General features: G+C 63.4%; 20 protein-coding genes. 9 read left to right on the plus strand and 11 right to left on the minus strand.

The genetic code is table 11. The features are described from left to right. Positions 1-79: 79 nt before the first annotated feature. Both ASF84_RS23720 and ASF84_RS23725 read left to right on the plus strand, forming a co-directional pair. Complete coding sequence (locus ASF84_RS23720) at positions 80-559, plus strand: phasin family protein (RefSeq protein ID WP_056841310.1); 480 nt, start codon at positions 80-82, stop codon at positions 557-559. Positions 560-569: 10 nt separating this feature from the next. After that, a complete protein-coding gene (locus tag ASF84_RS23725; RefSeq protein WP_056841311.1) occupies positions 570-1,361 on the plus strand; it encodes a phasin family protein in 792 nt (263 codons plus the stop codon). Between the two features lie 62 nt (positions 1,362-1,423). Here ASF84_RS23725 and ASF84_RS23730 read toward each other — a convergent pair whose 3' ends face one another. The 10 genes from ASF84_RS23730 to ASF84_RS23775 form a co-directional block, all read right to left on the minus strand. Then, a complete protein-coding gene (locus tag ASF84_RS23730) occupies positions 1,424-2,038 on the minus strand; it encodes a TetR/AcrR family transcriptional regulator (RefSeq protein ID WP_056841312.1) in 615 nt (204 codons plus the stop codon). Between the two features lie 51 nt (positions 2,039-2,089). Continuing rightward, positions 2,090-3,775, minus strand: coding sequence for a class II poly(R)-hydroxyalkanoic acid synthase (gene phaC / locus ASF84_RS23735; protein WP_056841313.1), 1,686 nt, complete (start codon positions 3,773-3,775; stop codon positions 2,090-2,092). A 147-nt stretch (positions 3,776-3,922) separates the two neighbouring features. After that, positions 3,923-4,777 (minus strand): poly(3-hydroxyalkanoate) depolymerase, encoded by an 855-nt coding sequence (gene phaZ, locus ASF84_RS23740; RefSeq protein ID WP_056841314.1) that lies wholly within the window; start codon positions 4,775-4,777, stop codon positions 3,923-3,925. Between the two features lie 141 nt (positions 4,778-4,918). Further along, positions 4,919-6,598 (minus strand): class II poly(R)-hydroxyalkanoic acid synthase, encoded by a 1,680-nt coding sequence (phaC, locus tag ASF84_RS23745; RefSeq protein WP_056841315.1) that lies wholly within the window; start codon positions 6,596-6,598, stop codon positions 4,919-4,921. 331 nt (positions 6,599-6,929) lie between these two features. Further along, positions 6,930-7,307 carry a gamma-butyrobetaine hydroxylase-like domain-containing protein gene (locus tag ASF84_RS23750; protein ID WP_056841316.1) on the minus strand — a complete coding sequence of 126 codons (378 nt, stop codon included), beginning with the start codon at positions 7,305-7,307 and terminating at the stop codon, positions 6,930-6,932. A 197-nt stretch (positions 7,308-7,504) separates the two neighbouring features. Next, the gene (gene hslU, locus ASF84_RS23755) at positions 7,505-8,842 is read right to left on the minus strand and encodes an ATP-dependent protease ATPase subunit HslU (protein ID WP_056841519.1); all 1,338 of its coding nucleotides are present in this window, start codon (positions 8,840-8,842) and stop codon (positions 7,505-7,507) included. Between the two features lie 39 nt (positions 8,843-8,881). Further along, positions 8,882-9,412 carry an ATP-dependent protease subunit HslV gene (gene hslV / locus ASF84_RS23760; RefSeq protein ID WP_056841317.1) on the minus strand — a complete coding sequence of 177 codons (531 nt, stop codon included), beginning with the start codon at positions 9,410-9,412 and terminating at the stop codon, positions 8,882-8,884. Between the two features lie 151 nt (positions 9,413-9,563). Beyond that, positions 9,564-10,280, minus strand: a complete 717-nt coding sequence (locus tag ASF84_RS23765; protein WP_056841318.1) for an SPOR domain-containing protein — start codon at positions 10,278-10,280, stop codon at positions 9,564-9,566. A gap of 1 nt (position 10,281) precedes the next feature. Next, complete coding sequence (argS, locus tag ASF84_RS23770; RefSeq protein WP_056841319.1) at positions 10,282-12,018, minus strand: arginine--tRNA ligase; 1,737 nt, start codon at positions 12,016-12,018, stop codon at positions 10,282-10,284. Positions 12,019-12,135: 117 nt separating this feature from the next. Beyond that, positions 12,136-14,355, minus strand: coding sequence for a primosomal protein N' (locus tag ASF84_RS23775; RefSeq protein ID WP_056841320.1), 2,220 nt, complete (start codon positions 14,353-14,355; stop codon positions 12,136-12,138). A gap of 189 nt (positions 14,356-14,544) precedes the next feature. Here ASF84_RS23775 and rpmE point away from each other — a divergent pair, with 189 nt between their 5' ends. Together rpmE and ASF84_RS23785 are read left to right on the plus strand one after the other, a co-directional pair. Continuing rightward, positions 14,545-14,766, plus strand: a complete 222-nt coding sequence (rpmE, locus tag ASF84_RS23780) for a 50S ribosomal protein L31 (protein WP_056841321.1) — start codon at positions 14,545-14,547, stop codon at positions 14,764-14,766. 284 nt (positions 14,767-15,050) lie between these two features. Then, a complete protein-coding gene (locus tag ASF84_RS23785; protein ID WP_056841322.1) occupies positions 15,051-16,319 on the plus strand; it encodes a malic enzyme-like NAD(P)-binding protein in 1,269 nt (422 codons plus the stop codon). A 102-nt stretch (positions 16,320-16,421) separates the two neighbouring features. On the opposite strand, the gene ASF84_RS23790 is transcribed toward ASF84_RS23785, so the two are convergent. Beyond that, on the minus strand, positions 16,422-18,863 hold the full coding sequence (locus ASF84_RS23790) for a penicillin-binding protein 1A (protein WP_056841323.1): 2,442 nt from the start codon (positions 18,861-18,863) through the stop codon (positions 16,422-16,424). Positions 18,864-19,079: 216 nt separating this feature from the next. Here ASF84_RS23790 and ASF84_RS23795 point away from each other — a divergent pair, with 216 nt between their 5' ends. The 5 genes from ASF84_RS23795 to pilQ are packed head-to-tail and all read left to right on the plus strand — an operon-like array spanning position 19,080 to position 24,037. Then, a complete protein-coding gene (locus ASF84_RS23795; protein ID WP_056841324.1) occupies positions 19,080-20,144 on the plus strand; it encodes a pilus assembly protein PilM in 1,065 nt (354 codons plus the stop codon). Further along, positions 20,144-20,704: a PilN domain-containing protein gene (locus ASF84_RS23800; protein ID WP_056841325.1), complete on the plus strand. Its 561-nt coding sequence runs from the start codon at positions 20,144-20,146 to the stop codon at positions 20,702-20,704. The genes ASF84_RS23795 and ASF84_RS23800 overlap by 1 nt, the downstream gene beginning before the upstream one ends. Continuing rightward, entirely contained in the window at positions 20,701-21,321 is a 621-nt protein-coding gene (pilO, locus tag ASF84_RS23805) for a type 4a pilus biogenesis protein PilO (protein ID WP_056841326.1), read from the plus strand. Before ASF84_RS23800 ends, pilO begins: the two co-directional genes overlap by 4 nt. Beyond that, positions 21,318-21,845: a pilus assembly protein PilP gene (locus tag ASF84_RS23810; RefSeq protein ID WP_056841327.1), complete on the plus strand. Its 528-nt coding sequence runs from the start codon at positions 21,318-21,320 to the stop codon at positions 21,843-21,845. Before pilO ends, ASF84_RS23810 begins: the two co-directional genes overlap by 4 nt. A 47-nt stretch (positions 21,846-21,892) precedes the next feature. After that, complete coding sequence (gene pilQ / locus ASF84_RS23815) at positions 21,893-24,037, plus strand: type IV pilus secretin PilQ (RefSeq protein WP_056841328.1); 2,145 nt, start codon at positions 21,893-21,895, stop codon at positions 24,035-24,037. The last annotated feature ends 2 nt before the right edge of the window (positions 24,038-24,039 follow it).

Raw genomic sequence — 24,039 nt, forward strand, 5'->3', positions numbered from 1 at the left:
ATTCTAATTTTTCTGCTTACTTTGGCCTGACTGTCCCTGAAGGGGGCGTTCCCTTCAACCTTCAAGCGTGAGGTGAACCATGGCCAAAGTCAGTGTAAGAAGAAAAATCGAAGTCGACCTCGAACAGGACGGCAAGCTTGCCGACGTCAAGCATTACGCCCGCAAGATCTGGCTGGCGGGCCTGGGCGTCTATACCCGGGTCAATGAAGAAGGCAGCGAGTACGTCAAGGAGCTGATCCGCGCCGGTGAGCGGGCCGAGAAGGAAGCGAAAAAGACCATCGACCAGAAGGTTGAAGCCGCCAACAGTGAGATCGACTCGATCAAGGGCGAGGCCACCGAAGTCAAGAATCGCTTCGAAGCCCAACTGGACAAAATCGAAGGCCTGTTAGACCGGCGCATCGCCAAGGGCCTGCATCGTATCGGCATTCCGTCGCGCCATGACGTCGAGGCGCTCTCTGCTAAGCTCGATGAACTGACCGCCTTGCTGGAGCGTGTCGGCAATCGCAAGCTTGACCGTCCTGAGCCCAAGAAGCTTGAACGCGTCGAGTCGGATCAATAAGGAGAGCGGGATGGCAGGCAAGAAAAAAACCGAAAAGCAAGGCAGCTCCTGGATTGGCGAGATCGAGAAGTACTCGCGCCAGATCTGGCTGGCGGGTCTGGGGGCTTACTCCAAGATCAGCAATGACGGCAGCAAGCTGTTCGAAACTTTGGTAAAGGATGGCGAGCAGGCCGAGAAGCAGACGCAGGCCCAGGCCGAGCAAAAGCTTGAAGAGGTCAAGGACGGTGTCAGGGCCGGCAAGTCCCGGGTGGGCGATGTGAAGGACCTGGCGCTTGGCAAGTGGAGCGAACTCGAAGGCGCCTTCGACAAACGCCTCAATAGCGCCATTTCGCGCCTGGGCGTGCCCAGCCGCAGTGAAGTCGAGTCGTTGCACGACAAGGTTGACCGGTTGACCCGGCAGATCGAGCAGTTGACCGGCGAGCAGGTCCAGCCGGTGACCACCACCCGCGCCGCCTCTCGGCCGGCCTCCGGCAGTACCGCCAAGCCATTGATCAAGTCGGCTGCCAAAACGGTCGCCAAGACCGCCGACAAGGTGGCCAGCAAGGCAGATGCGGCCAAGCCGGCAGTGAAGAAGGCGGCGGCCAAACCGGTCGATGCGGCCAGCAAGGCCGCGTCGGCGACTGCCAGCAGCGCACGCTCAGCGGCGGCGTCGGCCGACACCAAGCCGGCCAAAAAGCCGGCACCCCGCAAGCGTGTTGCCAAACCGGCGGCCAAGCCTGCGGCAGAAAAAGAGCCGGCAAGCGCGGCTCCCGCCAGCCCGGCGACCGAGGCCGACACCGGCGCTTCCGCCAGCCAGTCCTGACCGGACCGCAAGGCCCGATCGGCTCCGGCAGATCGGGCAGGCTTTGAACGGCCCTGTCCTGTTCAGCGCTCCAGGTAATGCAGGGCCAGTTGCTCCACGCTCTGGCGCGAGGGCGCGACCAGGTGCGGGGCGACCAGCATCATGATCTGGTAGACCACCACCCGTACCTCGCCTTCGCGGCCGAGGATGCGCTGGTAATCCAGCGAAAACAGCAACGTCAATGTCACCTGCTCGACCAGATGCCCCAGGGCCTGGGTGTCGCTGACCAGTTGCTCCCGGGATTTGAGGTGCGCCAGCAATGACGCCAGGGTGCGCTTGAGCACATTGAGCAGGTTGCGAATGCCACGCGCCAGCTTGGGCAGGCGCCCGGCCAGGTTCGACAGGTCCTGGAACAGAAAGCGGTAACAGGCCAGTCGCTCGACGATCAGGTGCAGGAACAGCCAGTAGTCCTCGGCATCCAGCCGCGCATGGGCCGGCGGGTCCAGCAGGGGCGCAAGCTCGGCCTGAAAGCGCTCGAACAGGTTCAGTACCAGCGGCTCCTTGCCGTGGAAGTGGTAGTACAGGTTGCCCGGGCTGATGCCCAGTTCATTGGCGATTTCCAGAGTCGAGACATTGGGCTCGCCGTGTCGATTGAACAGTTCCAGGGCACATTCGAGTATTCGGTCGCGGGTTTTCATCCAGTCCTCTTGCCGGGTGCATGGGCACAGGTGCCGGTGTCAGCCAGGTATTCAACGCACATGCACATAGGTGCCCGGCGCCGCCTCCATGGGCGGGTAAGCGTCATTGCCCAGGCTCATGCGGGTTTCGTGCAGGGCGCCCGAGCGTGCCTGGATCCAGGCCAGCCAGGTCGGCCACCAACTGCCTTGCTGGACCTTGGCGTCGTAATACCAGGCGCGCGGGTCACTGCTGAGCTGGCTGCTCTCGACGAAGGTGGCCTTGAGGTTGCCCGGCGGGTTGAGAATGCTCTGCACATGACCGCTGCTGGACAGCACAAAACGCCGCTCGCCGCCCAGCAGCAGGGTCGAGCGATACACCGCATCCCAGGGCGTGATGTGGTCGTTGATGCCGGCAATGCTGAAACTGTCGACCGTGACCTTTTGCAGGTCGATGGGCGTGCCGCACACTTCGAGGCCGCCAGGATGCGTCAGCGGGTTGTGCTTGAAGAAATCCAGCAGGTCGCCGTGCAAGGCCGCCGGCAGGCGTGTGGTGTCGTTGTTCCAGTACAGAATGTCGAAGGCCGGCGGCGCCTTGCCCAGCAGGTAATTGTTGATCCAGTAGTTCCAGATCAGGTCGTTGGGCCGCATCCAGGCAAACACCCGGCCCATCTCGCTGCCTTCGAGCACGCCGCGCTGGTAGGAGCGGCGCTTGGCCGCCTCCAGCGCTTCTTCATCGATGAACAGCGTGGCCGGGCTTTCGATCTGACTGTCGAGCAGGCTGACCATGTAGGTGGCGCTGGCCACCCGGCGTAGCTGGCGCTTGGCCTGCAAGTGACCCTGCAGGGCGGCAATGGTCAGGCCGCCGGCGCAGGCGCCCAGCAGGTTGACCTCCCGGGCTCCGCTGATGGTCCGGCAGATGTTCAGGGCCTGTTCGGTGGCTTCGACGTAACTGGACAGCCCCCACTCGCGATGCCGTACATCCGGGTTGCGCCAACTGATGGCAAAGGTCTGCAAGCCGTTTTTCAAGGCGTATTGCACAAAGCTGTTGGTCGGGCTCAGGTCGAAGACATAAAACTTGTTGATTTGCGGCGGGACGATCAGTACGGGCCGGCTGTACTGCTTTTCGCTCATGGGCTTGTACTGGATCAGCTCCAGCAGTTCATTGCGAAACACCACTGCGCCCGAGGTGGTGGCCAGGGTGCGGCCGATCTCGAACGCATCCTTGGTGGTCTGGCTGGGCAGGCCATTGTTGTGCAGCAGGTCATTGGCCATGTGGCTCAGGCCCTTGATCAGGCTGGTGCCGCCGGAATTGAACAGCTCCTTGACCGCCATCGGGTTGAGCAGGGTGTTGGTCGGCGACAGTGCGTCGTTGATCAGGCTGAACAGAAAGTGCGCCCGGGCCCGGTCATCGCCGCTCAGGTCGCTTTCATCGATCCACTGCTTGAGCTGGTGCTGCCAGCTCAGGTACGCCTGCAGGCCGCGCCGGTACAGCGGGTTGAGGCTCCAGGTCGGGTCGTCGAAACGGCTGTCGCGCGGGTTGGGGCTGTGCGGCGTTTCGCCCAGGATGATCACCCGGCCCAACTGATTGCCCAGGGCCAGGGCGTGGCGGGCGCTGCGCAGCGGGTGCCGCCAGCTCTGGCTGGCGACATTGCGCAAGGTGGCAAGCAGGTCACGTCCGCGCAGGCCGGTGATGGCGCTCTGCGCGTTGATGTAGGTGGCCGGGAGGGTCTCGGCACGCTTCACGGGTTTTTCTCGCATCAGGCAACACTCCTTCGTCAAGCCATCAGTCACTACTCGGGCGCAGGTGTACTGCGTCGTTCTGCGCGGTTCGACGGTCCTGTCAGGGCGCACAGCAAGGTCAAGCGGATTTACAACGCAAGCGTTCCCGGCCGCTGGCGGCCAGGCTCAATGCGTGTTGGATGTGGGGTGCGGATGCATGACTGCACGCTGACGTTCCTGCTGCAGGAAACTCATGATGATGGGCGCCACGGCTTCGGCCCGGGTAATCAGGAACAAATGACCGTCATCAATTATGTGTAGCTGGGCATTGGGTATACGCCAGGCCAACAGGCGCATATTGACCAGGGGAATCAGCGGGTCGTCGTCGCCGGCCAGCACCAGGGTCGGCTGGCGGATCTTGTGCAGCCAGTGGATGCTGGTCCAGCCCATGCCGGCAAACAGTTGCCAGTAGTAACCCAGCTTGCCTGAAGAACGCACCTTGGCCGCATGACTGGCGGCCAGGTACGGGTCGCGGCGAAACGCCCCGCCGTAGATTTCCGGCGCGATGCGGATCACGTGCGAGGGCTGGATATAACGCCTCGGGCTGGCCATCAGCATCAGCACCCGGGGTTTGCCCGGGACCATGGCCATGCCCGCTGCAGTCGCCGCCAGCACCAGTTTCTTGCAGCGCTCGGGGTAGTCGTGGGCAAACTGCTGGGCCAGCGCCCCGCCCCAGGACACGCCAATGGCATTGACCTGCCCGTAGTCCAGGTAATCGAGCATGCGCGCGGCCAGTCTGGCCAGCCCCGGAAAGCGGTACGGGCGCCTGGGGGTCGACGACCCGCCGACGCCCGGCACATCGAAGGCAATGACCTCCATGTCCGGGTCCAGGGCGTCGACGAACGGAAACACCAGCTCCAGGTTGGCCCCGATACCGTTGAAGATCAGCAGCGGCGTCATATGGCTTTTGCCGGGCCGTACGGCGGTGCGAATGGTGTGGCCGTCCAGGTCAATGGTACGAAATACAAACGGATGCGGCATGCCGGAGCCCTGTTGGTTAATACGCTGGAAAGCGGTCCTGTGCCTTTTCCAGAAAGACCGAGGCATGGCCTCTTGCATGATCAATTGCCCAGCGATCGCTGCCAGTACGTCCCTGATGCCCTGGCCGCACTGTCATACAGCTTAGCGTTCATGCACATAGGTGCCCGGTGAGGCCTCGGCGGCCGGGTAGGCCTTGTTGCCCAGGTTGGCCGGGGCTTTTTTCAGTGTTCCAGAGCGTTCGCCCAGCCAGGCCTGCCAGTGCAGCCACCAGGAATCGGTGTGCTTGGTGGCGTTTTCCTGCCAGACGGTCGGGTCGGCTGGCAGTTCGCTATTGGTCATGTAGCGCGCCTTGGGGTTGCCCGGCGGGTTGAGGATGCTCTGGATGTGGCCGCTGTTCGACAGCACGAACTCGGTCTTGCCGCCGAACAGGCGCGCCGACTTGTAGCACGACAGCCAGGGGGTGATGTGGTCGTTGGTGCCGGCCAGGCAGAACACGTCATTGGTGACCTGCTTGAGGTCGATCGAAGTGCCGCACACTTCCAGGGCATTGGGACGGGTCAACGGGTTGTTCTTGAACATTTCGATCAGGTCGCCATGAAAAGCGGCCGGCAGGCGCGTGGTGTCGTTGTTCCAGAACAGGATGTCGAACGCTGGCGGCTCGTTGCCCAGCAGGTAGTTATTGACCCAGTAGTTCCAGATCAGGTCGTTGGGCCGCATCCAGGCGAACACCTTGGCCATGTCGCGGCCTTCGAGCACGCCAGACTGATAGGAATGGCGCTTGGCCGACTCCAGGGTCTGCTCGTCGACGAACAGCGCCACTTCGTTGTCCAGGGTGGTGTCGAGCACGCTGACCATCAGGGTCATGGCGTTGATCTTGCTCTCGCCCAGGGCCGCATAGTGGCCCAGCAGCGCGGTGCAGGTGATGCCGCCGGAACAGGCGCCGAGGATGTTGAGGTCCTTGCTGCCGGTGATGGCGCAGACCACATCCACCGCTTCCTTGAGCGCCTCGATGTAGGTCGACAGGCCCCACTCGCGCTGGGCCTTGGTGGGGTTGCGCCAGCTGACGATGAAGGTCTGCACCTTGCTGTTCAGGCAAAAGCGCGCCAGGCTCTTTTCCGGGCTCAGGTCGAAGACATAGAACTTGTTGATCTGCGGCGGGATCACCAGCAACGGCCGCTGGTAGGTCTGCTCGGTAATGGGCTTGTACTGGATCAGCTCCAGCACCTCGTTGCGAAACACCACCGCGCCTTCGGTGATGCCCAGGTTCTTGCCGACCTCGAAGGCGTCCATATTCACCTGGCTGGGCATGCCGCCGTTGTGCACCAGATCCTTGGCCAGGTGCGACAGGCCGTCGAGCAGGCTCTTGCCACCGGTTTCGAAGAAGCGTTTGACCGCGGCCGGATTGGCGGCACTGTTGGTCGGCGCCATGGCCTCGGTCATCAGGTTGATGACGAAGTGGCCGCGGCTGATGTCCAGCGGGGTCAGGTGGCTGCCGTCGAGCCAGTCGTGCAGCTCCTTGCGCCAGGCCAGGTACACGCCCAGGTAGCGTCGGTACAGTGGGTTCTGGCTCCAGGCCGGGTCCTGGAAGCGGCGGTCGTCGCCGGCCGGCTGCAATTGCGAGCGGCCCAGCATCACGTTTTTCAGTTCAAGGCCCAGGTGCGCGACATGCTTGAGGCTGTGGATCGGGTGCCTGACTGCCAGGCGCATGACCATGCGCGCCGTGGTCAGTAAATCCTTGCGACGCAGGCCTACCACCGGGTTCAGCCCCAGTGTGTGTTCAGACGCCTGGCGCGGCAATTCATCGTTGTTCTTGCTACTCATTTACGACGCTCCGTTGTCTTGAGGCTCGTGTGACCGATGATGGCGGGTTGGCCGATTCCCAAGGAATGCCCGATGGCACGAAGGCGTCTGAACTGCTGCGCTTGAGCCACGGTTGACTGGCATTGCCCATTTGCTGCTGCACCTGAACGATGCAGTTAACTTGCCAGAATCATTGGCTGCACGAGATTGCAAAAATATGGCAGGCAGCATCATGCACAGGCCGCTGCGCGGCACATTGAAACAAAACGAATTAGAAACCGCTTACTAAAACGGCAAGCGGTGGGAGGGAGGATAGCTGCTGTTTGTGAAGGTGCGAGGAGGGTGGATCAGTTCAGAGCATCAGGCGCACGATTTGCTCGTTCGGGTCGCGGCTCTTGCCGGCTTTTTTCAGTTCCTGCAGGTAGTCATCCCACAGGTCGGGCTGGCGCTGGCACAACTGGTACAGGTAGTCCCAGGTGAACAGGCCGCTGTCGTGACCGTCGTCGAAGGTCAGCTTCAAGGCGTACTGACCGGCGGCCTCGACCTTGCTCAGGCCGACGCCCAGCTTGCCGAATTGCAGGATCGGCTTGCCATGGCCCTGAACCTCGGCCGAAGGCGAATGCACACGCAGGAACTCGGCGGGCAAATCATACTGCTCACCGGGTGCATACGTGAGCGTCAGGGTTTTCGAGGCTTTGTGCAGCTCGATGGCAGTCGGTAGCTTGGTCATGGTCCGCACTATAACGTAGGCCGGTGGTGTAGGAGCGCGCTTGCCGGGATGCCGGACCACCGCGACCGAGTGCGCAGCGCTCGCAAAATTTGTGCAACGCCACAAATGCTGGACAGTGGACGCCTTCAAGATCTATGAAACGCCACCATTTTACGACTGCTAACGCAGCCGGTCGCGGGCAAGCGCGCTCCTACCGATTACAGAATGTAGCGCGACAGGTCTTCGTCGTTGGCCAGTTCGCCCAGGTGGCTGTTGACGTAGTCGGTGTCGATGCTGATCGGTTGCGCATCCGGGCTGCCGGCCAGGTCGCCGGCGCTGAACGACACTTCCTCAAGCAGGCGCTCAAGCAGGGTGTGCAGGCGACGGGCACCGATGTTCTCGGTCTTTTCGTTGACCTGCCAGGCGATCTCGGCCAGGCGCTTGATGCCGTCGGGCTTGAACTCGATGGCCAGGCCCTCGGTCTTGAGCAACTCGCGGTACTGCTCGGTCAGCGACGCGTGCGGCTCGCTCAGGATACGCTCGAAGTCCTGCGGCGACAGGGCCTTGAGTTCCACGCGGATCGGCAGGCGGCCTTGCAGCTCCGGCACCAGGTCGCTCGGCTTGCTCAGGTGGAAGGCACCGGAGGCAATGAACAGGATGTGGTCGGTCTTGACCATGCCCAGCTTGGTGTTGACCGTGCAGCCTTCGATCAGCGGCAGCAGGTCGCGCTGCACGCCTTCACGCGAGACATCGGCGCCGCCGACATTGCCGCGCTTGGCGACCTTGTCGATTTCGTCGATGAACACGATACCGTGCTGTTCGACCGCTTCCAGGGCCTTGGCCTTGAGCTCGTCGTCATTGACCAGGCGGCCGGCTTCTTCCTCGCGAACCATCTTCAGCGCGTCCTTGACCTTGAGCTTGCGCGCCTTGCGCCGGCCCTTGCCCATGTTGGCGAACAGGTTCTGCAACTGGCTGGTCATTTCTTCCATGCCCGGTGGCGCGGCAATGTCGACGCCCACGGTTTCGTTGACCTCGATCTCGATTTCCTTGTCGTCGAGCTGGCCTTCGCGCAGGCGCTTGCGAAACAGCTGGCGGGTATTGGAATCGCTGGTCGACACCGGTTCTTCGTTGAAACCGCTGCGTGCCGGTGGCAGCAGGGCATCGAGGATGCGGTCTTCGGCGGCGTCTTCGGCGCGATGACGCACCTTGACGATCTCCTGCTCGCGCAGCAGCTTCATGGCGGCATCGGCCAGATCACGGATGATCGACTCGACGTCGCGGCCCACATAGCCCACTTCAGTGAACTTGGTCGCCTCGACCTTGATGAACGGGGCATTGGCCAGCTTGGCCAGGCGCCGGGCGATTTCGGTCTTGCCGACGCCGGTCGGGCCGATCATCAGGATATTCTTGGGCGTGACCTCGACGCGCAGCTCTTCGGGCAGTTGCATGCGCCGCCAGCGGTTACGCAGGGCGATGGCGACGGCGCGCTTGGCGTCGTCCTGGCCGATGATGTGGCGGTTGAGTTCGTGGACGATTTCGCGGGGAGTCATGGACATGGTGATCAACGGTCCTCAGGTCGAATAGCCGCAAGCGGCTTACTCGGCGAGGTCCTGCTCCTCAATGGTGATGTTGTGGTTGGTGAACACGCAGATGTCGCCCGCGATGTGCAATGCGGTCTCGGCGATCTCGCGTGCCGACAGGTCGGTCTTCTGCAACAGGGCGCGCGCAGCGGCCTGGGCGAAGGCACCGCCGGAACCCATGGCGATCAGGCCGTCCTCGGGCTCCACGACATCGCCGTTACCAGTGATGATCAGGGAGGCGTCCTTGTTGGCGACCGCCAGCATGGCCTCAAGGCGGCTCAGGGAGCGGTCGGTGCGCCAGTCCTTGGCCAGCTCGACGGCGGCGCGGACCAGGTGCCCCTGGTGTTTTTCCAGTTGCGCTTCGAAGCGTTCGAACAGCGTGAAGGCGTCGGCGGTGGCGCCGGCAAAGCCTGCGATGACTTGACCGTGGTACAGGCGGCGCACTTTCTTGGCGTTGCCTTTCATCACGGTGTTGCCCAGGGAAACCTGGCCGTCACCGGCCATGACGACTTTGCCGTGGCGGCGGACTGAAACGATGGTGGTCAAGGGAAGAGTCTCCACGCAGCGGGGCGAAAATGCCCAATGGAGACAGATATGGGGATGGCGGAACCGATTTCAACCTTGGTTGATAAATGCCGCAGGACCGGCCGGGCGGCCGGTCCTGCGCGGGAAGGCCGCACAGCGGTGGTGCGGTCTGTCAGCGTTTCTGGCGCTGTTGCAGCAACAGGTTGCTGAAGCCGCCGCCCGACAGTTGCTTCTGGGCGATGGTCAACTGGTCACGGTTGCTGAACGGGCCGACCAGCACGCGGTACCAGGTTTCTTCCTTGACGGTTCCTGACTCCACGGTGGCAGCCTGGCCCAACAGGATGATCTGCGCACGGACCTTCTCGGCGTCGGCCTGCTTGCGGAACGAACCCGCCTGCAGGAAGAACTGCGTCACCGGCGCAGGCTTGGTCGGCGTGGCCGCGACCGGGGGCGCGGGTGGCGGGGTCATGCCACTCAGGGCGGCCTGGGCGCGGGCGGTATCGATCTTCGCCGCCTGCTCGGCCGTCACCGGTGCCACCGGGGCGACAGGCGCAACGGCAGGCGCTGGCGGGGTCTTCTCCGGTACGGCTTCCTTGGGCACGATGACTTCCGATTCCGGCAGCAGCGTGTAGAAGTCGTACTTGGGCTTGACCACGGCCGGACTGGGCGGTGTCTTGTTCGCCTCGACGATCTTGGCGGCGGCCTTGGCATCAGCCTTTTCACGCTTGATGTCGTCGCCGCCGGGCTCCAGTTTCATCAGAAAGACAATGAAGGCGCCGACCGTCAGGCCGACCGCCAGCCATACCCATCCTGGGATCGGCTTCTTCGCCGGTGCCTGATAACGGCTGGCACCACGCTTGGGAGCCGCTTTCTTTTTCGCAACTGCCAACTTACATGCGCTCCAGAGTGTCCAGGCCCAGCAAATCCAGGCCTTGCTTGAGGGTACGGCCGGTCAGCGCGGTCAGGCGCAGGCGGCTCTGTTGCTGATCGGGGGTTTCGGCCCCCAGGATCGGGCAGTTTTCGTAGAAGCTGGAAAACAGGCCCGCCAGATCATAGACATAGGCGCACAGTACGTGCGGCGTGCCTTTTTCGGCAACCGTGTTGAGGACTTCGCCGAACTGCGCCAGGCGTGCGGCCAGCTCCTGCTCCTGCGCGGCCTCCAGCACGATGCGGCCCTGGCTGGCGTCGAAGGGGGTGCCCAGCTTGCGGAACACCCCGGCAATGCGCGTGTAGGCGTACAGCAGGTACGGCGCGGTATTGCCCTCGAAGCTGATCATCTGGTCGAAGTTGAAGCTGTAGTCGCTGGTGCGGTGCTTGGACAGGTCGGCGTATTTCACCGCACTGATGCCCACGGCCTTGGCGATGCTGCGCAGCTCGGCCTCTTCCAGGGTCGGGTTCTTTTCCTTGACCAGGCTGTAGGCGCGCGCTTCGGCCTCATCGAGCAGGTCGATCAGCTTGACGGTGCCGCCGTCGCGGGTCTTGAACGGACGGCCGTCGGGGCCGTTCATGGTGCCGAAGCCCATGTGCTCCAGTTGCATGCCGGCATGGGTGAAGCCGGCGCGACGGGCCACTTCGAACACCTGTTGGAAGTGCAGGGCCTGGCGCTGGTCAACGAAGTACAGCACGCGGTCGGCGTGCAGCACCTTGCTGCGGTAGCGGATGGCGGCCAGGTCGGTGGTGGCGTACAGGTAGCCGCCACCGGCTTTCTGCACGATCACCGGCAGCGGGGTGTCGTCGGCGGTGCGGAATTCTTCGAGGAACACGCACTGGGCGCCTTCGCTTTCGACCAGCAGGCCGCTGCCTTTCAGGTCGCTGACCACATTGGCCAGGTCGTCGTTGTAGGCACTCTCGCCCTTGACGTCGGCCGGGGTCAGGTTGACGTTGAGGCGCTCGTAGGTCTTCTGGCAGTGCGACAGCGAGATGTCGTTGAACCGCTGCCACAGTGCCAGGCATTCGGCATCGCCGGCCTGCAGCTTGACCACCAGGCTGCGGGCGCGGTCGGCAAACTCGGGCGATTCGTCGAAGCGCTGCTTGGCGGCGCGGTAGAAATGCTCAAGGTCCGACAGCTCGTCGCTGGTGGTGGGCTTTTCCTGCAGGTAGGCCAGCAGCATGCCGAACTGGGTGCCCCAGTCGCCGACGTGGTTCTGGCGGATCACGGTGTCGCCCAGCCAGGTCAAGACATTGGCCACCGCATCGCCAATGATGGTCGAGCGCAGGTGGCCGACGTGCATTTCCTTGGCCAGGTTGGGGGCCGACAGGTCGACCACCACGCGCTGGGCCGGGCCGCCGCGTTGTACGGATAACCGTTCGTCGGCCAGTGCCGCGTCGAGGCGTGCGGCCAGGGCCTGGGTGTTCTGGAAGAAGTTGAGAAAGCCGGGACCGGCAATCTCGACCTTGCTGACCTGAGCGTCGGCCGGCAGGGCGGCAATCAGTTTTTCGGCCAGGTCGCGCGGCTTCATGCCGGCCGGCTTGGCCAGCATCATGGCAATGTTGCTGGCGAAGTCGCCGTGGGTCTTATCCCGGGCGTTCTCGACCTGGATCGCCGGCGTCAGCCCTGGCGGCAAGACGCCCTCGGTCTCGAGGCGGGTCAGGGCGTGTTGAATCAGCTGGCGGATCGTGTCTTTCATGGGGTTCTCTTCAACCGCAAGCGCGGTGGCGCCTGGATGCGCGGGTGGAAAAACTGCACATTATCCGTGGCCGGGGCGAGCTTGCCAACCTTGACGGCCATGGGTGTCGGTATCGCGTCAATACAGGTCGACCGGGTCGACATCCAGCGACCAGCGCACCTGACGGCCGCTGGGCAGTTGCTCGATGACCAGCAGCCAGGCGCTCAGCAGGCGGTGCAACGGTGCCCGGGCGCTGGCCTGCAGCAGCAGTTGCGCCCGGTAGCGGCCGGCGCGCCGTTCCATGGGAGCCGGGACCGGGCCCAGAAGTTCGATGCCGCCCTGGCCGAGTTGCTCCAGGAGGATGTCCGCCTCGGCGCAGGCCTCGTCCAGAAACTGCTCGGCCTGGCCCGGCTTGTGCGCTTCGGCCCGCAGCAGCGCCAAGTGCGCAAAGGGTGGCAGGCCCGCCGCCCGGCGCTCGCTCAGGGCTTGTTCGGCAAAGGCGAAGTAGCCCTGTTCGGTCAACTGGATCAGCAACGGATGGTCGGCCAGGTGGGTCTGGATGATCACCCGCCCGGGTTCTTCGGCGCGTCCGGCACGGCCGGCGACCTGCACGATCAACTGGGCCATGCGCTCGCTGGCGCGAAAGTCGCCGGAAAACAGCCCGCCATCGGCATCCAGGATCGACACCAGGGTCACCCGTGGAAAGTGGTGACCCTTGGCCAGCATCTGGGTGCCGACCAGAATGCACGGCTGGCCGCGCTGGATGGTGGCGAACAACTGATTCATGGCGTCCTTGCGCGAGGTGCTGTCCCGGTCGACGCGCAGCACCGGAAAGTCCGGAAACAGAATCCCCAGGCGCTCTTCGGCGCGCTCGGTGCCCGCGCCGACCGGACGCAGGTCAACCTGCCCGCACGACGGGCACTGACGCGGCACGCGCTCGACATGCCCGCAGTGATGGCAGCGCAGTTCGCCCGAGCGCTGGTGCACGGTCATGCGCGCATCGCAGCGCACGCAGCCCGACATCCAGCCGCAGTCATGGCACAACAGGGTCGGGGCAAAGCCGCGACGGTTGAGAAATACCAGCACCTGCTGGCCGGCGGCCAGGGTCTGGGCGATGGCCTGTTGCATCGGCCCGGAAATACCGCTGTCCAGTGGCCGACTCTTGACGTCCAGGCGCAGAAAGCGCGGTTGCTGGGCACCGCCGGCGCGCTGGGTCAGGCGCAGCAGGCCGTAGCGGCCGGTGTAGGCGTTGTGCAGGCTTTCCAGCGAGGGCGTGGCCGAGCCCAGCACGATCGGCACGTTTTCCTGGCGGGCGCGCACGATGGCCAGGTCGCGGGCGTGGTAGCGCAAGCCTTCCTGCTGTTTATAGGAGCCGTCATGTTCTTCGTCGATGATGATCAGGCCAGGGTTTTTCATCGGCGTGAACAGCGCCGAGCGCGTGCCGATGATGATGTCGGCATCGCCGTCGCGGGCCGCCAGCCAGTGGTCGAGGCGTTCGCGGTCGTTGACCGCCGAGTGCAGCAGGGCGATACGGGCATTGAAGCGCTGCTCGAAGCGCGCCAGGGTCTGTGGGCCCAGGTTGATTTCCGGGATCAGCACCAGCGCCTGCTTGCCGGCTTCGAGCACCTGGCGAATCAGTTGCAGGTAGACCTCGGTCTTGCCACTGCCGGTCACCCCGGCCAGCAGAAAGGCATGAAAGCTGCCCAGGCCCGCCTGGATCGCCTCGCAGGCGGCGCGTTGCTCGCTGTTGAGTGGCAGCTCGGGCTGGGCCAGCCAGTGCTCGTGGCGGGCGCCCGGCGCCTGGCTGCGCACTTCGACCTGCACCAGCTCCTTGGCCAGCAGCAGGTTGAGGCTGTCCTTGTTGAGCATCAGCTTGCTCAGCACCTGGTGGGCCACCCCGTGCGGGTGCTGGGCCAGGGTGGCCAGCGCCTCGCGCTGCTTGGGCGCGCGGGCGATGCGCGGGTCTTGCAGGCTGGCGCCGGGCGTCACCTGCCAGAAGCGCTCCTGACGCGGCTCGGCCAGCTCGCCCTGGCGCAACAGCACCGGCAAGGCCCAGCTCAAGGTGTCACCCAGACTGTGCTGATAATACTGGGCCGTCCACAGGCACAGCTTGAACAGCGCAGGCGGCAGGGGCGTATGGCTGTCGAGCAGGGCAATGGCCGGTCGCAGTTTGTCGGCCGGCACCTCGCTGTGGTCGCAGACTTCGATCAGGATGCCGATCATTTCCCGGCGTCCGAACGGCACCCTCAGGCGCATGCCGGGTTGCAGTGCATGGCGCGGCACGCCGGCCGGGACGCGGTAGTCGAACAGGCGACGCAGTGGCGAGGGCAGCGCAAGGCGCAAAATGACATCAGACACGCGGTGGCTTTCCCTGTAAGGCGAGCAGGATAACGAGCGGCGATCTTAGCAGACCCCTTGTCCGGGCAGACGACCGGCATGCGGGTGCATTTGCGTAATGGCAATTGTCTGGTAACATCCGCCGCCTATTTCGCGTGCGGTATCCGACAATAGTGTCGGGTGGCGGCTCGCAAGCCTGAGGAAGTTCCCATGAAAGCCGATATCCATCCAGTTTACGAGCCAATCGACGCCACCTGCAGCTGCGGTAACGTCATCAAGACCCGTTCCACTCTGACCAAGCCTCTGAGCCTGGACGTGTGCAACGAATGCCACCCGTTCTACACGGGCAAGCAGAAGACTCTGGACATCGGTGGTCGTGTTGACCGCTTCAAGTCCCGCTTTGGTGCTTTCGGCGCGCCGAAAACCAAGTAAGACAGGTTGCTGCGGGCTGCCCTTTCGGGCATCCCCAGGCTGCTGGAAAAAGGCGTCCCTCGTGGGCGCCTTTTTCGTTTCTGCGCTACGCTCTCCTGCGCCAGGCCTCACGCAAGCAGGCTATTGTGTCTGCCTTTTGCACGGGTGCGACATTAAGTATCCCGTAATTGCAATCCAACCATCCGCCCCCTTGACAGCTGTGACTACCCAGTCTTGTTAGGATTCTGCATCTTGCGTATCCTCGGCGGTCCGTCTGTCCATAGAAAAAAGCGGAATCCTATAAAATGTCCGATCTGAAAACCGCTGCGCTCGAATACCATGCCAATCCTCGTCCAGGGAAGCTGAGTGTCGAGCTCACCAAGCCGACTGCCACTGCCCGTGACCTGTCCCTGGCCTATAGCCCGGGTGTTGCTGAACCGGTGCGTGAAATTGCCCGCGATCCTGAACTGGCCTACAAGTACACCGGCAAGGGCAATCTGGTAGCAGTCATTTCCGACGGTACCGCCATCCTGGGTCTGGGCGACCTGGGTCCTCTGGCCTCCAAGCCGGTCATGGAAGGTAAAGGGGTTCTGTTCAAGCGTTTCGCCGGCATCGACGTGTTCGATATCGAAGTCGACTCCGAAAGCCCGCAGGCCTTCATCGACACCGTCAAGCGCATCTCCATCACCTTCGGTGGCATCAACCTGGAAGACATCAAGGCACCCGAGTGCTTCGAGATCGAAAAGGCCCTGATCGAGCAGTGCGACATCCCGGTGTTCCACGATGACCAGCACGGCACCGCCATCGTGACCGCCGCCGGCATGATCAACGCCCTGGAAATCGTCGGCAAAAGCCTCTACACCGCAAAAATCGTCTGCCTGGGTGCCGGCGCTGCCGCCATCTCGTGCATGAAGCTGCTGGTGAGCATGGGCGCGAAGATCGAAAACATTTTCATGATCGACCGCACCGGCGTTGTCCATTCCGGCCGTACCGACCTGAACCAGTACAAGGCCGTGTTCGCCCACGCCACTGAAAAGCGCACCCTGAGCGACGCGCTGGAAGGTGCCGATGTGTTCGTCGGCCTGTCCGGCCCGAACCTGCTGAGCGCCGAAAACCTCAAGCTGATGGCCAAGGACCCGATCGTGTTCGCCTGCTCGAACCCGGACCCGGAAATCGCCCCTGAACTGGCTCACGCCACGCGCAACGACGTGATCATGGCCACCGGCCGTTCGGACTACCCGAACCAGGTCAACAACGTCCTGGGCTTCCCGTTCATTTTCCGTGGTGCCCTGGACGTACGTGCCAAGCGCATCAACGAAGAGATGAAAATTGCCGCCGCCAACGCCCTGAGCGAACTGGCCAAGCTGCCTGTGCCTCAGGAAGTCTGCGACGCCTATGGCGGTATCGAGCTGAAGTACGGCCGCGAGTACATCATTCCGAAACCCCTGGACACCCGCCTGCTGGGCGTCATCTCGGAAGCGGTGGCCAAGGCGGCCATCGAGAGCGGCGTGGCGACCCTGCCGTATCCGAAGCACTACCCGCTCACCAGCGTTGATGAAGTCTTCAACGGTTAAACGCCGCGGCAAGACCCCATAAAAAACCCCGGCCAATTGGCCGGGGTTTTTTATGGGGTAAATCATGGTGCAGTAGGCGCGACCAACGGTCGCGAATCCTGGTCAGAACAGGTCGATCGGTGCCGATTCATCGGCTGGCAACGGGCTGCCCGGTACGCTGCCGCCCAGTTCATTGACGCTCGGCGGCGTGTCTTCGCTCTTGAACAGCTCGAAGAACGCGTTGGGCGTGCTCGGGGTGGCGGCGCGGCCGCTGATCGGGTCGACCCGCAGGCTGAGGATGCCCGGCGGTTCGGCTTGCTGGTGCGGTGGCTTGTCCTTGAGCGCAGCGCTCATGTAGTCCATCCAGATCGGCAACGACACCGTGCCACCGAACTCATGGCGACCCAGGCTTTCCGGTTGGTCAAAGCCACTCCACACCGTGGTCACGTAGTCGGCGTTGTAGCCGGAGAACCAGGCGTCCTTGGACTCGTTGGTGGTCCCGGTCTTGCCGGCGATGTCCGGGCGCTTCATCGACAGGGCGCGGCGGGCAGTGCCGCGCTTGATGACGTCCTGCAGCATGCTGTTGAGGATGTAGGTGGTGCGGCTGTCGACAATGCGCTCGGCCACTGCCGGTGCCTGCGGTTCGCCGCCTGCGCCTGCGCTGACCGGGCTCAGCGCCGGGGTGTCGTGCACGGCAAAGGTGGCCGTGTTCGGCGCGGCCTGGACTTCGTTGGCCGGCACGGTCGGCGGGTTGGCGGCAAACAGCACCTGGCTGTCGCGGTTCTCGATGCTCTGGATCAGGTACGGGGTGATCTTGTAGCCGGCATTGGCGAAGGTGCCCCAGCCGGTGGCGATCTCCATCGGCGTCAGGGTCGCGGTGCCCAGGGCCAGCGACAGGTTGCGCGGCAGGTCCTGCTTGGCGAAGCCGAAGCGGGTGATGTAGTCGATGGAGGTGTCGATGCCCAGTTGCTGCATCAGGCGGATCGACACCAGGTTGCGCGACTTGTACAGCGCTTCGCGCAGGCGGATCGGACCCAGGAAGGTGCCGTTGTCGTTCTTCGGACGCCAGACCTTGTCGACGTATTCGTCGACGAACACGATCGGGGCGTCGTTGACCAGGCTGGAGGCGGTATAGCCGTTGTCCAGCGCGGCGCTGTACAGGAACGGCTTGAAGCTCGATCCCGGCTGACGCTTGGCCTGCATGGCGCGGTTGTAGTTGCTCTGCTCGAACGAGAAACCGCCGACCAGGGCGCGGATGGCCCCGTTGCGCGGATCAAGCGAGACCAGCGCACTCTGCGCGGCAGGCACCTGGGTGAATTTCAGGCTGCCGTCGTCGTTGCGCAGCACCCGGATCAGGTCGCCGACGTGGGCTACATCACCCGGCTGGCGCGGCGAGGCCCCCATGCTGTTGGTGTTCTGGTAGGGCCGGGCCCACTTCATGGTCGCCCACTCGACGGTTTCTTCCTTTTCGCCGTTGCGGGTCAGCACGCGCAGGCCGGTCTTGTCGACCTGGGTCACGATGGCCGGCTCCAGGCCGTTGATCGGGCGCTGTTTGCCCAGCTCCTGGATCCAGGCGGCGCGGGTTACACCCGGGAAGCGGCTTTCCGGCCCGCGGTAGCCATGGCGCTGGTCGTAGTCGATCAGGCCCTGGCGCACGGCGTTGTTGGCGTGTTCCTGCAGGTCGCTGGGCACGGTCGTGGTCACCCGGAAGCCTTCGGTGTAGGCCTCGCTGCCATAGCGGCCGACCATCTCGGCACGGGCCATTTCTGCAATATACGGCGCGTACACTTCCGGGCTCTGGACGTGATAGCTGGCGTTCATCGGCTCGACAATCGCGGCCTGGTAGGCGGCCTGGTTGATCTTGCCCAGGTGGTACATGCGTCCCAGAATCCAGTCGCGGCGCTCTTTGGCGCGCACCGGGTTGGCCAGCGGGTTGAAGCGCGACGGCGCCTTGGGCAGGCCGGCGATGGTGGCCATCTGTGCAAGGCTGACGTCACGGATCGACTTGCCATAGTAGACTTGCGCGGCGGCCTCGATACCGTAGGCGCGGTTGCCCAGGTAGATCTTGTTGACGTACAGCTCCAGGATCTCGTCCTTGGTCAATTGCCGTTCGATCTGCAGGGCCAGGAGGATTTCGGTGGTCTTGCGCGAGAAGCTGCGCTCGCTGGTCAGGAAGAAGTTTTTCGCGACCTGCATGGTGATGGTGCTGCCGCCGGACTGGATATGCCCGCTCTTGACCAGTTCGCTGGCGGCGCGCATCAGGCCGGTGGGGTCGACGCCGTAATGGTTGGCGAAGTTGTCGTCCTCGGCGGCCAGCAGGGCGTTGATGAAGTCAGTGGGAATGTCGGCAAAGCGCACCGGGGTACGGCGCATTTCACCGAATTCGGCGATCAGCTTGCCGTCGCTGCTGTAGACCCGCAGCGGGATCTGCAACTGGATGCTGCGCAGCGCTTCTACCGAGGGCAGGTTGGGGCTCAGGTAGAGGAAGGCGCCGCTCAGGCCCAGCACGAGGGCGCAGATTACCGCGACAATGGACCACCAGAAAAACTTCAGCAGGCGTATCAAGGCTTTTGGATTTCCAGAAAAAGAATGGGTGAGGGCCCCGTCAGGCGCCGGCTTCAACAATTGAATACAGGTGTAAGCCTTTGGTGTTTAAAAAAGCGCCGGGCATTATAAGCATTTTTCGTGTCCGGGCGGGATTTGCGCTACTGTCAAGGCGGTCGACAGCGCTGCTGGCCGCAAAACACTTCGTTAGTGACGCAAAGGCATAGGGAACAGGTTGTGTTCGAACTCTTCAGTAAGAAGGCCAACGCCCTTCTAGGGATCGATATTAGCTCCACGTCGGTAAAACTCCTCGAATTGAGTCGTTCCGGAAACCGCTACAAGGTCGAGTCCTATGCGGTCGAGCCGCTGCCTGCCAATGCCGTGGTCGAAAAGAACATTGCCGAGCTCGAAGGCGTCGGCCAGGCCCTGACGCGGGTGCTGGTCAAGGCCCGCACGTCGGTCAAGAGCGCAGCCGTGGCGGTGGCGGGTTCGGCGGTGATCACCAAGATCATCGAGATGGACGCCGGCCTGTCGGATGACGACATGGAGAACCAGCTCAAGCTGGAGGCCGACCAGTACATTCCCTACCCGCTCGAGGAAGTGGCCATCGATTTCGAGGTGCAGGGCTATTCGGCGCGCAACCCCGAGCGGGTCGATGTGCTGCTGGCCGCGTGCCGCAAGGAAAACGTCGAGGTCCGCGAGGCCGCCCTGGCCCTGGCCGGGCTGACGGCCCGCGTGGTCGATGTCGAGGCGTACGCGCTGGAGCGCTCGTTCGGCCTGCTGTCGGCGCAACTGGGCAAGGGCCATGAAATGCTCACCGTCGCGGTGGTCGACATCGGCGCGACCATGACCACGCTTTCGGTGCTGCACCAGGGGCGCATCATCTATACCCGCGAGCAACTGTTCGGCGGCAAACAGCTGACCGAGGAAATCCAGCGGCGCTACGGGCTGTCGGTGGGCGAGGCGGGCCTGGCCAAGAAGCAGGGCGGCCTGCCCGACGATTACATCAGCGAAGTCCTCGACCCCTTCAAGGATGCCCTGGTGCAGCAGGTGTCACGCTCGCTGCAGTTCTTCTTCGCCGCCGGCCAGTACAACGCGGTGGACTACATCATGCTGGCCGGTGGTTCGGCCTCGATTGCAGGGCTTGAGCACTTGATCCAGAAACGCCTCGGCATGCCGACCCTGGTGGCCAACCCCTTCGCCGACATGGCGCTCAGCGCCAAGGTCAACGCCGGCGCCCTGGCCAGCGATGCCCCGGCACTGATGCTTGCCTGTGGGCTGGCGCTGAGGAGTTTCGACTGATGGCGCGGATCAACCTTCTTCCCTGGCGCGAGCAGCAGCGCGAGGAGCGCAAGAAGCGCTTCCTGACCGCACTGGTCGGCGTACTGGTCGTGGCCGTGGGCATTGTCCTGCTGATCGACCAGGCCCTGAGCCAGGCCATCACCCGACAAACGGCACGCAATACCTTCCTGCAGGGCGAACTGGTGCAGCTCGATGCGCGCATCAAGGAAATCAGCGAATTGAAGGCGCGCCGCAAGCAGTTGCTCGAACGCATGAAGATCATTCAGGACCTGCAAGGCAACCGGCCCATCATTGGCCGGGTGTTCGACCAGCTGGTGCGCACGTTGCCAGACGGCGTCTACTTCACCGATATCAAGATGCTCGACAATGTGATCGCCATCAACGGCATTGCCGAGTCCAACAACCGGGTCTCGGACCTGATGCGCAACCTTGAGGCATCCGACTGGCTGGAAGGGCCGGTGCTCAACGAGGTCAAGGCCAGCGCTGCGCCCGACCAGGCCAATGCCTTCCAGTTGACCGTGCGCCAGACCCAGCCCGCCGCAGAGGGAGTCCGCCCATGAATGCGCCACAATGGCTGGACAGCCTGCGCAAGGTCGACCTGGGCGATCTGGACATGAACAACCTGGGCTCATGGCCGGCCGCCGTCAAGGCCGTGGCCTGCGTCCTGTTGATGGTTATAGTGCTGGCCTTCGGCTACTTCTTTCATGTGCAGGACCTGGAAACCCGGCTCGACGGCGCCCGCGCCAGTGAAACGCAGCTCAAGGAGCAATACACCAACAAGGCCTTCCAGGCGGCCAACCTGGAGCCATACAAGAAGCAGATGGCCGAGATGGAAGACACCTTCGGTGCCCTGTTGCGGCAGTTGCCCAGCGACACCGAAGTGCCGGGCCTGCTTGAAGACATTACCCGCACCGGGCTGGGCAGCGGCCTTGAGTTCGAAGAGATCAAGCTGTTGCCTGAAGCCGCACAGCAGTTCTACATCGAGCTGCCGATACAGATCACGGTGCAGGGCAGTTATCACGACCTGGCCACGTTCGTCAGTGGCGTGGCCAGCCTGCCGCGCATCGTCACGCTGCACAACTTCGAGATCAAGCCGGTCGACAAGAGCCCGGCAAAGCTGCGCATGAGCATTCTGGCCAAGACTTACCGCTACAACGATGAAGGGTTGAAGAAATGAGCGCGGCGCGTCTGATGAGCATCAGCCTGGTGCTGCTGGGGCTGGCCGGTTGCGGTGGCAGTGACGATTTCAGCGACCTGAACACGTTTGTCGAGCAGGCCCGCGCGCGGCCGACCGGCACCATCGAGCCCCTGCCCAGGTTCAGGCCCTACGAGGCGTTTACCTACAATGCCGCCGGGATGCGCAGCCCGTTCCAGCCGCCGGTCAGGATCGACCCGCTCAACCGTCAGAAGGGCTCGCGGCAGGTCCGGCCTGACGAAACCCGTGTCAGGCAGTTCCTGGAAGGCTTCAATATCGAGTCATTCGAGATGGTCGGTACGCTGGGCAACGATTCGGGTACATTTGCGCTCTTGCGTGGGGCCGGGGGGGTGTATCGCGTCAAGACAGGCGATTACCTGGGGCGCAACCACGGGCGGGTCGTGTCGGTCGGCGACCTGCAGGTCGATGTCATTGAAATAGTTCCGGATGGTGAGGGAGGCTGGCTGGAAAGGCCGCGTACGATCTCCCTCAATGAACGCTCATGAAGTGGGCAAGGCCAAGCATGCAAAGCACCGCACAACGGAAATTGAACATGACCCGGATTGTTTCGATCATCAGCGTATCGCTATGGATGGCGATGGTCTCGCCGATTCTCCAGGCAGCCAATCTCAAGACCCTGGATGTCGCGACCCTGCCCGGTGATCGTATCGAGTTGAAGCTGGCGTTCGACGCGCCGGTGCCTGCGCCGCGTGGCTACACCACCGAGCAGCCGGCGCGCATTGCCCTTGACCTGCCGGGGGTGAACAGCCAGCTGGCCAGCCGCAGCCGTGACCTGGGTTCGGGCAACGCCCGCAGCCTGGTGGTGGTCCAGGCCCAGGACCGCACGCGGGTGATCGTCAACCTGACCACGCTGGCGCCCTACAGCTCGCGGGTCGAAGGCAACAACCTGTTCGTGGTGATCGGGCAAGGCGCGGGCGCGGTCCAGGCCTCGCAGCCGACCACCGCACAAGGCGCGCCACGCGTCGCGACGCCTGTACCGGCAGCCGCCGCCGCACCACGCGTCGCCACCCCGGTGCCTGCACCGGCTGCCACCCCGCGCGTGGCCATACCGCCCGGGGTCAAGGCGGTGCGCAATATCGATTTCCAGCGTGGCGAGCTGGGCGAGGGCAACATTCTCATCGACCTGAGCAACGCCAGCATTGCCCCTGACATCCAGGAGCAGGGCGGCAAGATTCGCGTCGAGTTCGCCAAGACCCAGTTGCCCGAGCCGCTGCGCGTGCGCCTGGACGTCAAGGATTTCGCGACGCCTGTGCAGTTCGTCAACGCCACCACCTCCGGCGACAAGGCCAGCATCAGTATCGAGGCGTCGGGCGCCTACGATTACTCGGCCTACCAGACCGAAAACCGCCTGACCATCAGCGTACGGCCCCTGACCAACACCGACCTGGAACGCCGCGCCGCCGACAAGCCGGTGTACACCGGCGAAAAGCTCTCGCTCAACTTCCAGGACATCGATGTGCGTTCGGTGCTGCAACTGATCGCCGACTTCACCAACCTCAACCTGGTCGCCAGTGACACGGTGCAAGGCGGCATTACCTTGCGCCTGCAGAACGTGCCCTGGGACCAGGCGCTGGACCTGGTGCTCAAGACCAAGGGCCTGGCCCAGCGCAAGATCGGCAACGTGCTGCTGGTCGCGCCCGCCGATGAAATCGCCGCCCGCGAGCGCCAGGAGATGGAGTCGCAAAAGCAGATTGCCGAACTGGCACCCCTGCGGCGCGAGCTGCTGCAGGTCAACTACGCCAAGGCGGCCGACATCGCCAAGCTGTTCCAGTCGGTGACCAGCGCCGAAGCCCAGACCGAAGAACGCGGCTCGATCACCGTCGACGAGCGCACCAACAACATCATTGCCTACCAGACCCAGGACCGCCTGGACGAGCTGCGACGCATCGTTTCGCAACTGGACATCCCGGTGCGCCAGGTGATGATCGAGGCGCGTATCGTCGAGGCCAACGTCGACTACGACAAATCGCTGGGCGTGCGCTGGGGCGGCAGTCGCACCAGCGGCAGTGGCAAGTGGACCACCTATGGCCTGGATGACAACGGCGACGAGGCGGGCAACACCGGCACCGACCTGACCCGCAACATACCGTTCGTCGACCTGGGTGCAGCCGATGCGACCTCCGGTATCGGTCTGGGCTTTGTCACCAACAACGCCCTGATCGACCTTGAGCTCAGCGCCATGGAGAAAACCGGCAACGGCGAGATCGTGTCCCAGCCCAAGGTGGTGACGTCCGACAAGGAGACCGCGAAGATTCTCAAAGGCACCGAGATTCCCTACCAGGAAGCCAGCTCCAGCGGTGCCACCAGCGTCAGTTTCAAGGAGGCATCGCTGTCGCTTGAGGTGACTCCGCAGATCACCCCGGACAACCGCATCATCATGGAGGTCAAGGTCACCAAAGATGAGCCCGACTACCTCAATGCCATCGCCGGCATCCCGCCGATCAAGAAAAACGAGGTCAACGCCAAGGTGCTGATTTCCGATGGCGAGACTATTGTTATTGGCGGCGTGTTTTCCAATACACAAAGTAAAGTTGTAGAAAAAGTGCCATTTCTTGGCGATGTACCGTATGTTGGCCGCCTTTTTCGGCGTGACGTGGTGTCCGAGGCCAAGTCCGAACTGCTGGTCTTCCTCACACCGCGCATCATGAACAACCAGGCGATTGCTGTGAGTCGTTGATT

The sequence above is a fragment of the Pseudomonas sp. Leaf127 genome (assembly GCF_001423155.1).
Taxonomy (GTDB): domain Bacteria; phylum Pseudomonadota; class Gammaproteobacteria; order Pseudomonadales; family Pseudomonadaceae; genus Aquipseudomonas; species Aquipseudomonas ovata.

Bases quoted from the DNA above. Each gene is read 5' to 3' on its own strand.
- ASF84_RS23725 (WP_056841311.1), top strand. From the start codon at position 570: ATGGCAGGCAAGAAAAAAACCGAAAAGCAAGGCAGCTCCTGGATTGGC.
- phaC (WP_056841315.1), bottom strand. From the start codon at position 6,598: ATGAGTAGCAAGAACAACGATGAATTGCCGCGCCAGGCGTCTGAACAC.
- ASF84_RS23750 (WP_056841316.1), bottom strand. From the start codon at position 7,307: ATGACCAAGCTACCGACTGCCATCGAGCTGCACAAAGCCTCGAAAACC.
- pilO (WP_056841326.1), top strand. From the start codon at position 20,701: ATGAATGCGCCACAATGGCTGGACAGCCTGCGCAAGGTCGACCTGGGC.
- phaC (WP_056841313.1), bottom strand. From the start codon at position 3,775: ATGCGAGAAAAACCCGTGAAGCGTGCCGAGACCCTCCCGGCCACCTAC.
- ASF84_RS23800 (WP_056841325.1), top strand. From the start codon at position 20,144: ATGGCGCGGATCAACCTTCTTCCCTGGCGCGAGCAGCAGCGCGAGGAG.
- hslU (WP_056841519.1), bottom strand. From the start codon at position 8,842: ATGTCCATGACTCCCCGCGAAATCGTCCACGAACTCAACCGCCACATC.
- phaZ (WP_056841314.1), bottom strand. From the start codon at position 4,777: ATGCCGCATCCGTTTGTATTTCGTACCATTGACCTGGACGGCCACACC.
- pilQ (WP_056841328.1), top strand. From the start codon at position 21,893: ATGACCCGGATTGTTTCGATCATCAGCGTATCGCTATGGATGGCGATG.
- ASF84_RS23785 (WP_056841322.1), top strand. From the start codon at position 15,051: ATGTCCGATCTGAAAACCGCTGCGCTCGAATACCATGCCAATCCTCGT.
- argS (WP_056841319.1), bottom strand. From the start codon at position 12,018: ATGAAAGACACGATCCGCCAGCTGATTCAACACGCCCTGACCCGCCTC.
- rpmE (WP_056841321.1), top strand. From the start codon at position 14,545: ATGAAAGCCGATATCCATCCAGTTTACGAGCCAATCGACGCCACCTGC.
- ASF84_RS23720 (WP_056841310.1), top strand. From the start codon at position 80: ATGGCCAAAGTCAGTGTAAGAAGAAAAATCGAAGTCGACCTCGAACAG.
- ASF84_RS23730 (WP_056841312.1), bottom strand. From the start codon at position 2,038: ATGAAAACCCGCGACCGAATACTCGAATGTGCCCTGGAACTGTTCAAT.
- ASF84_RS23810 (WP_056841327.1), top strand. From the start codon at position 21,318: ATGAGCGCGGCGCGTCTGATGAGCATCAGCCTGGTGCTGCTGGGGCTG.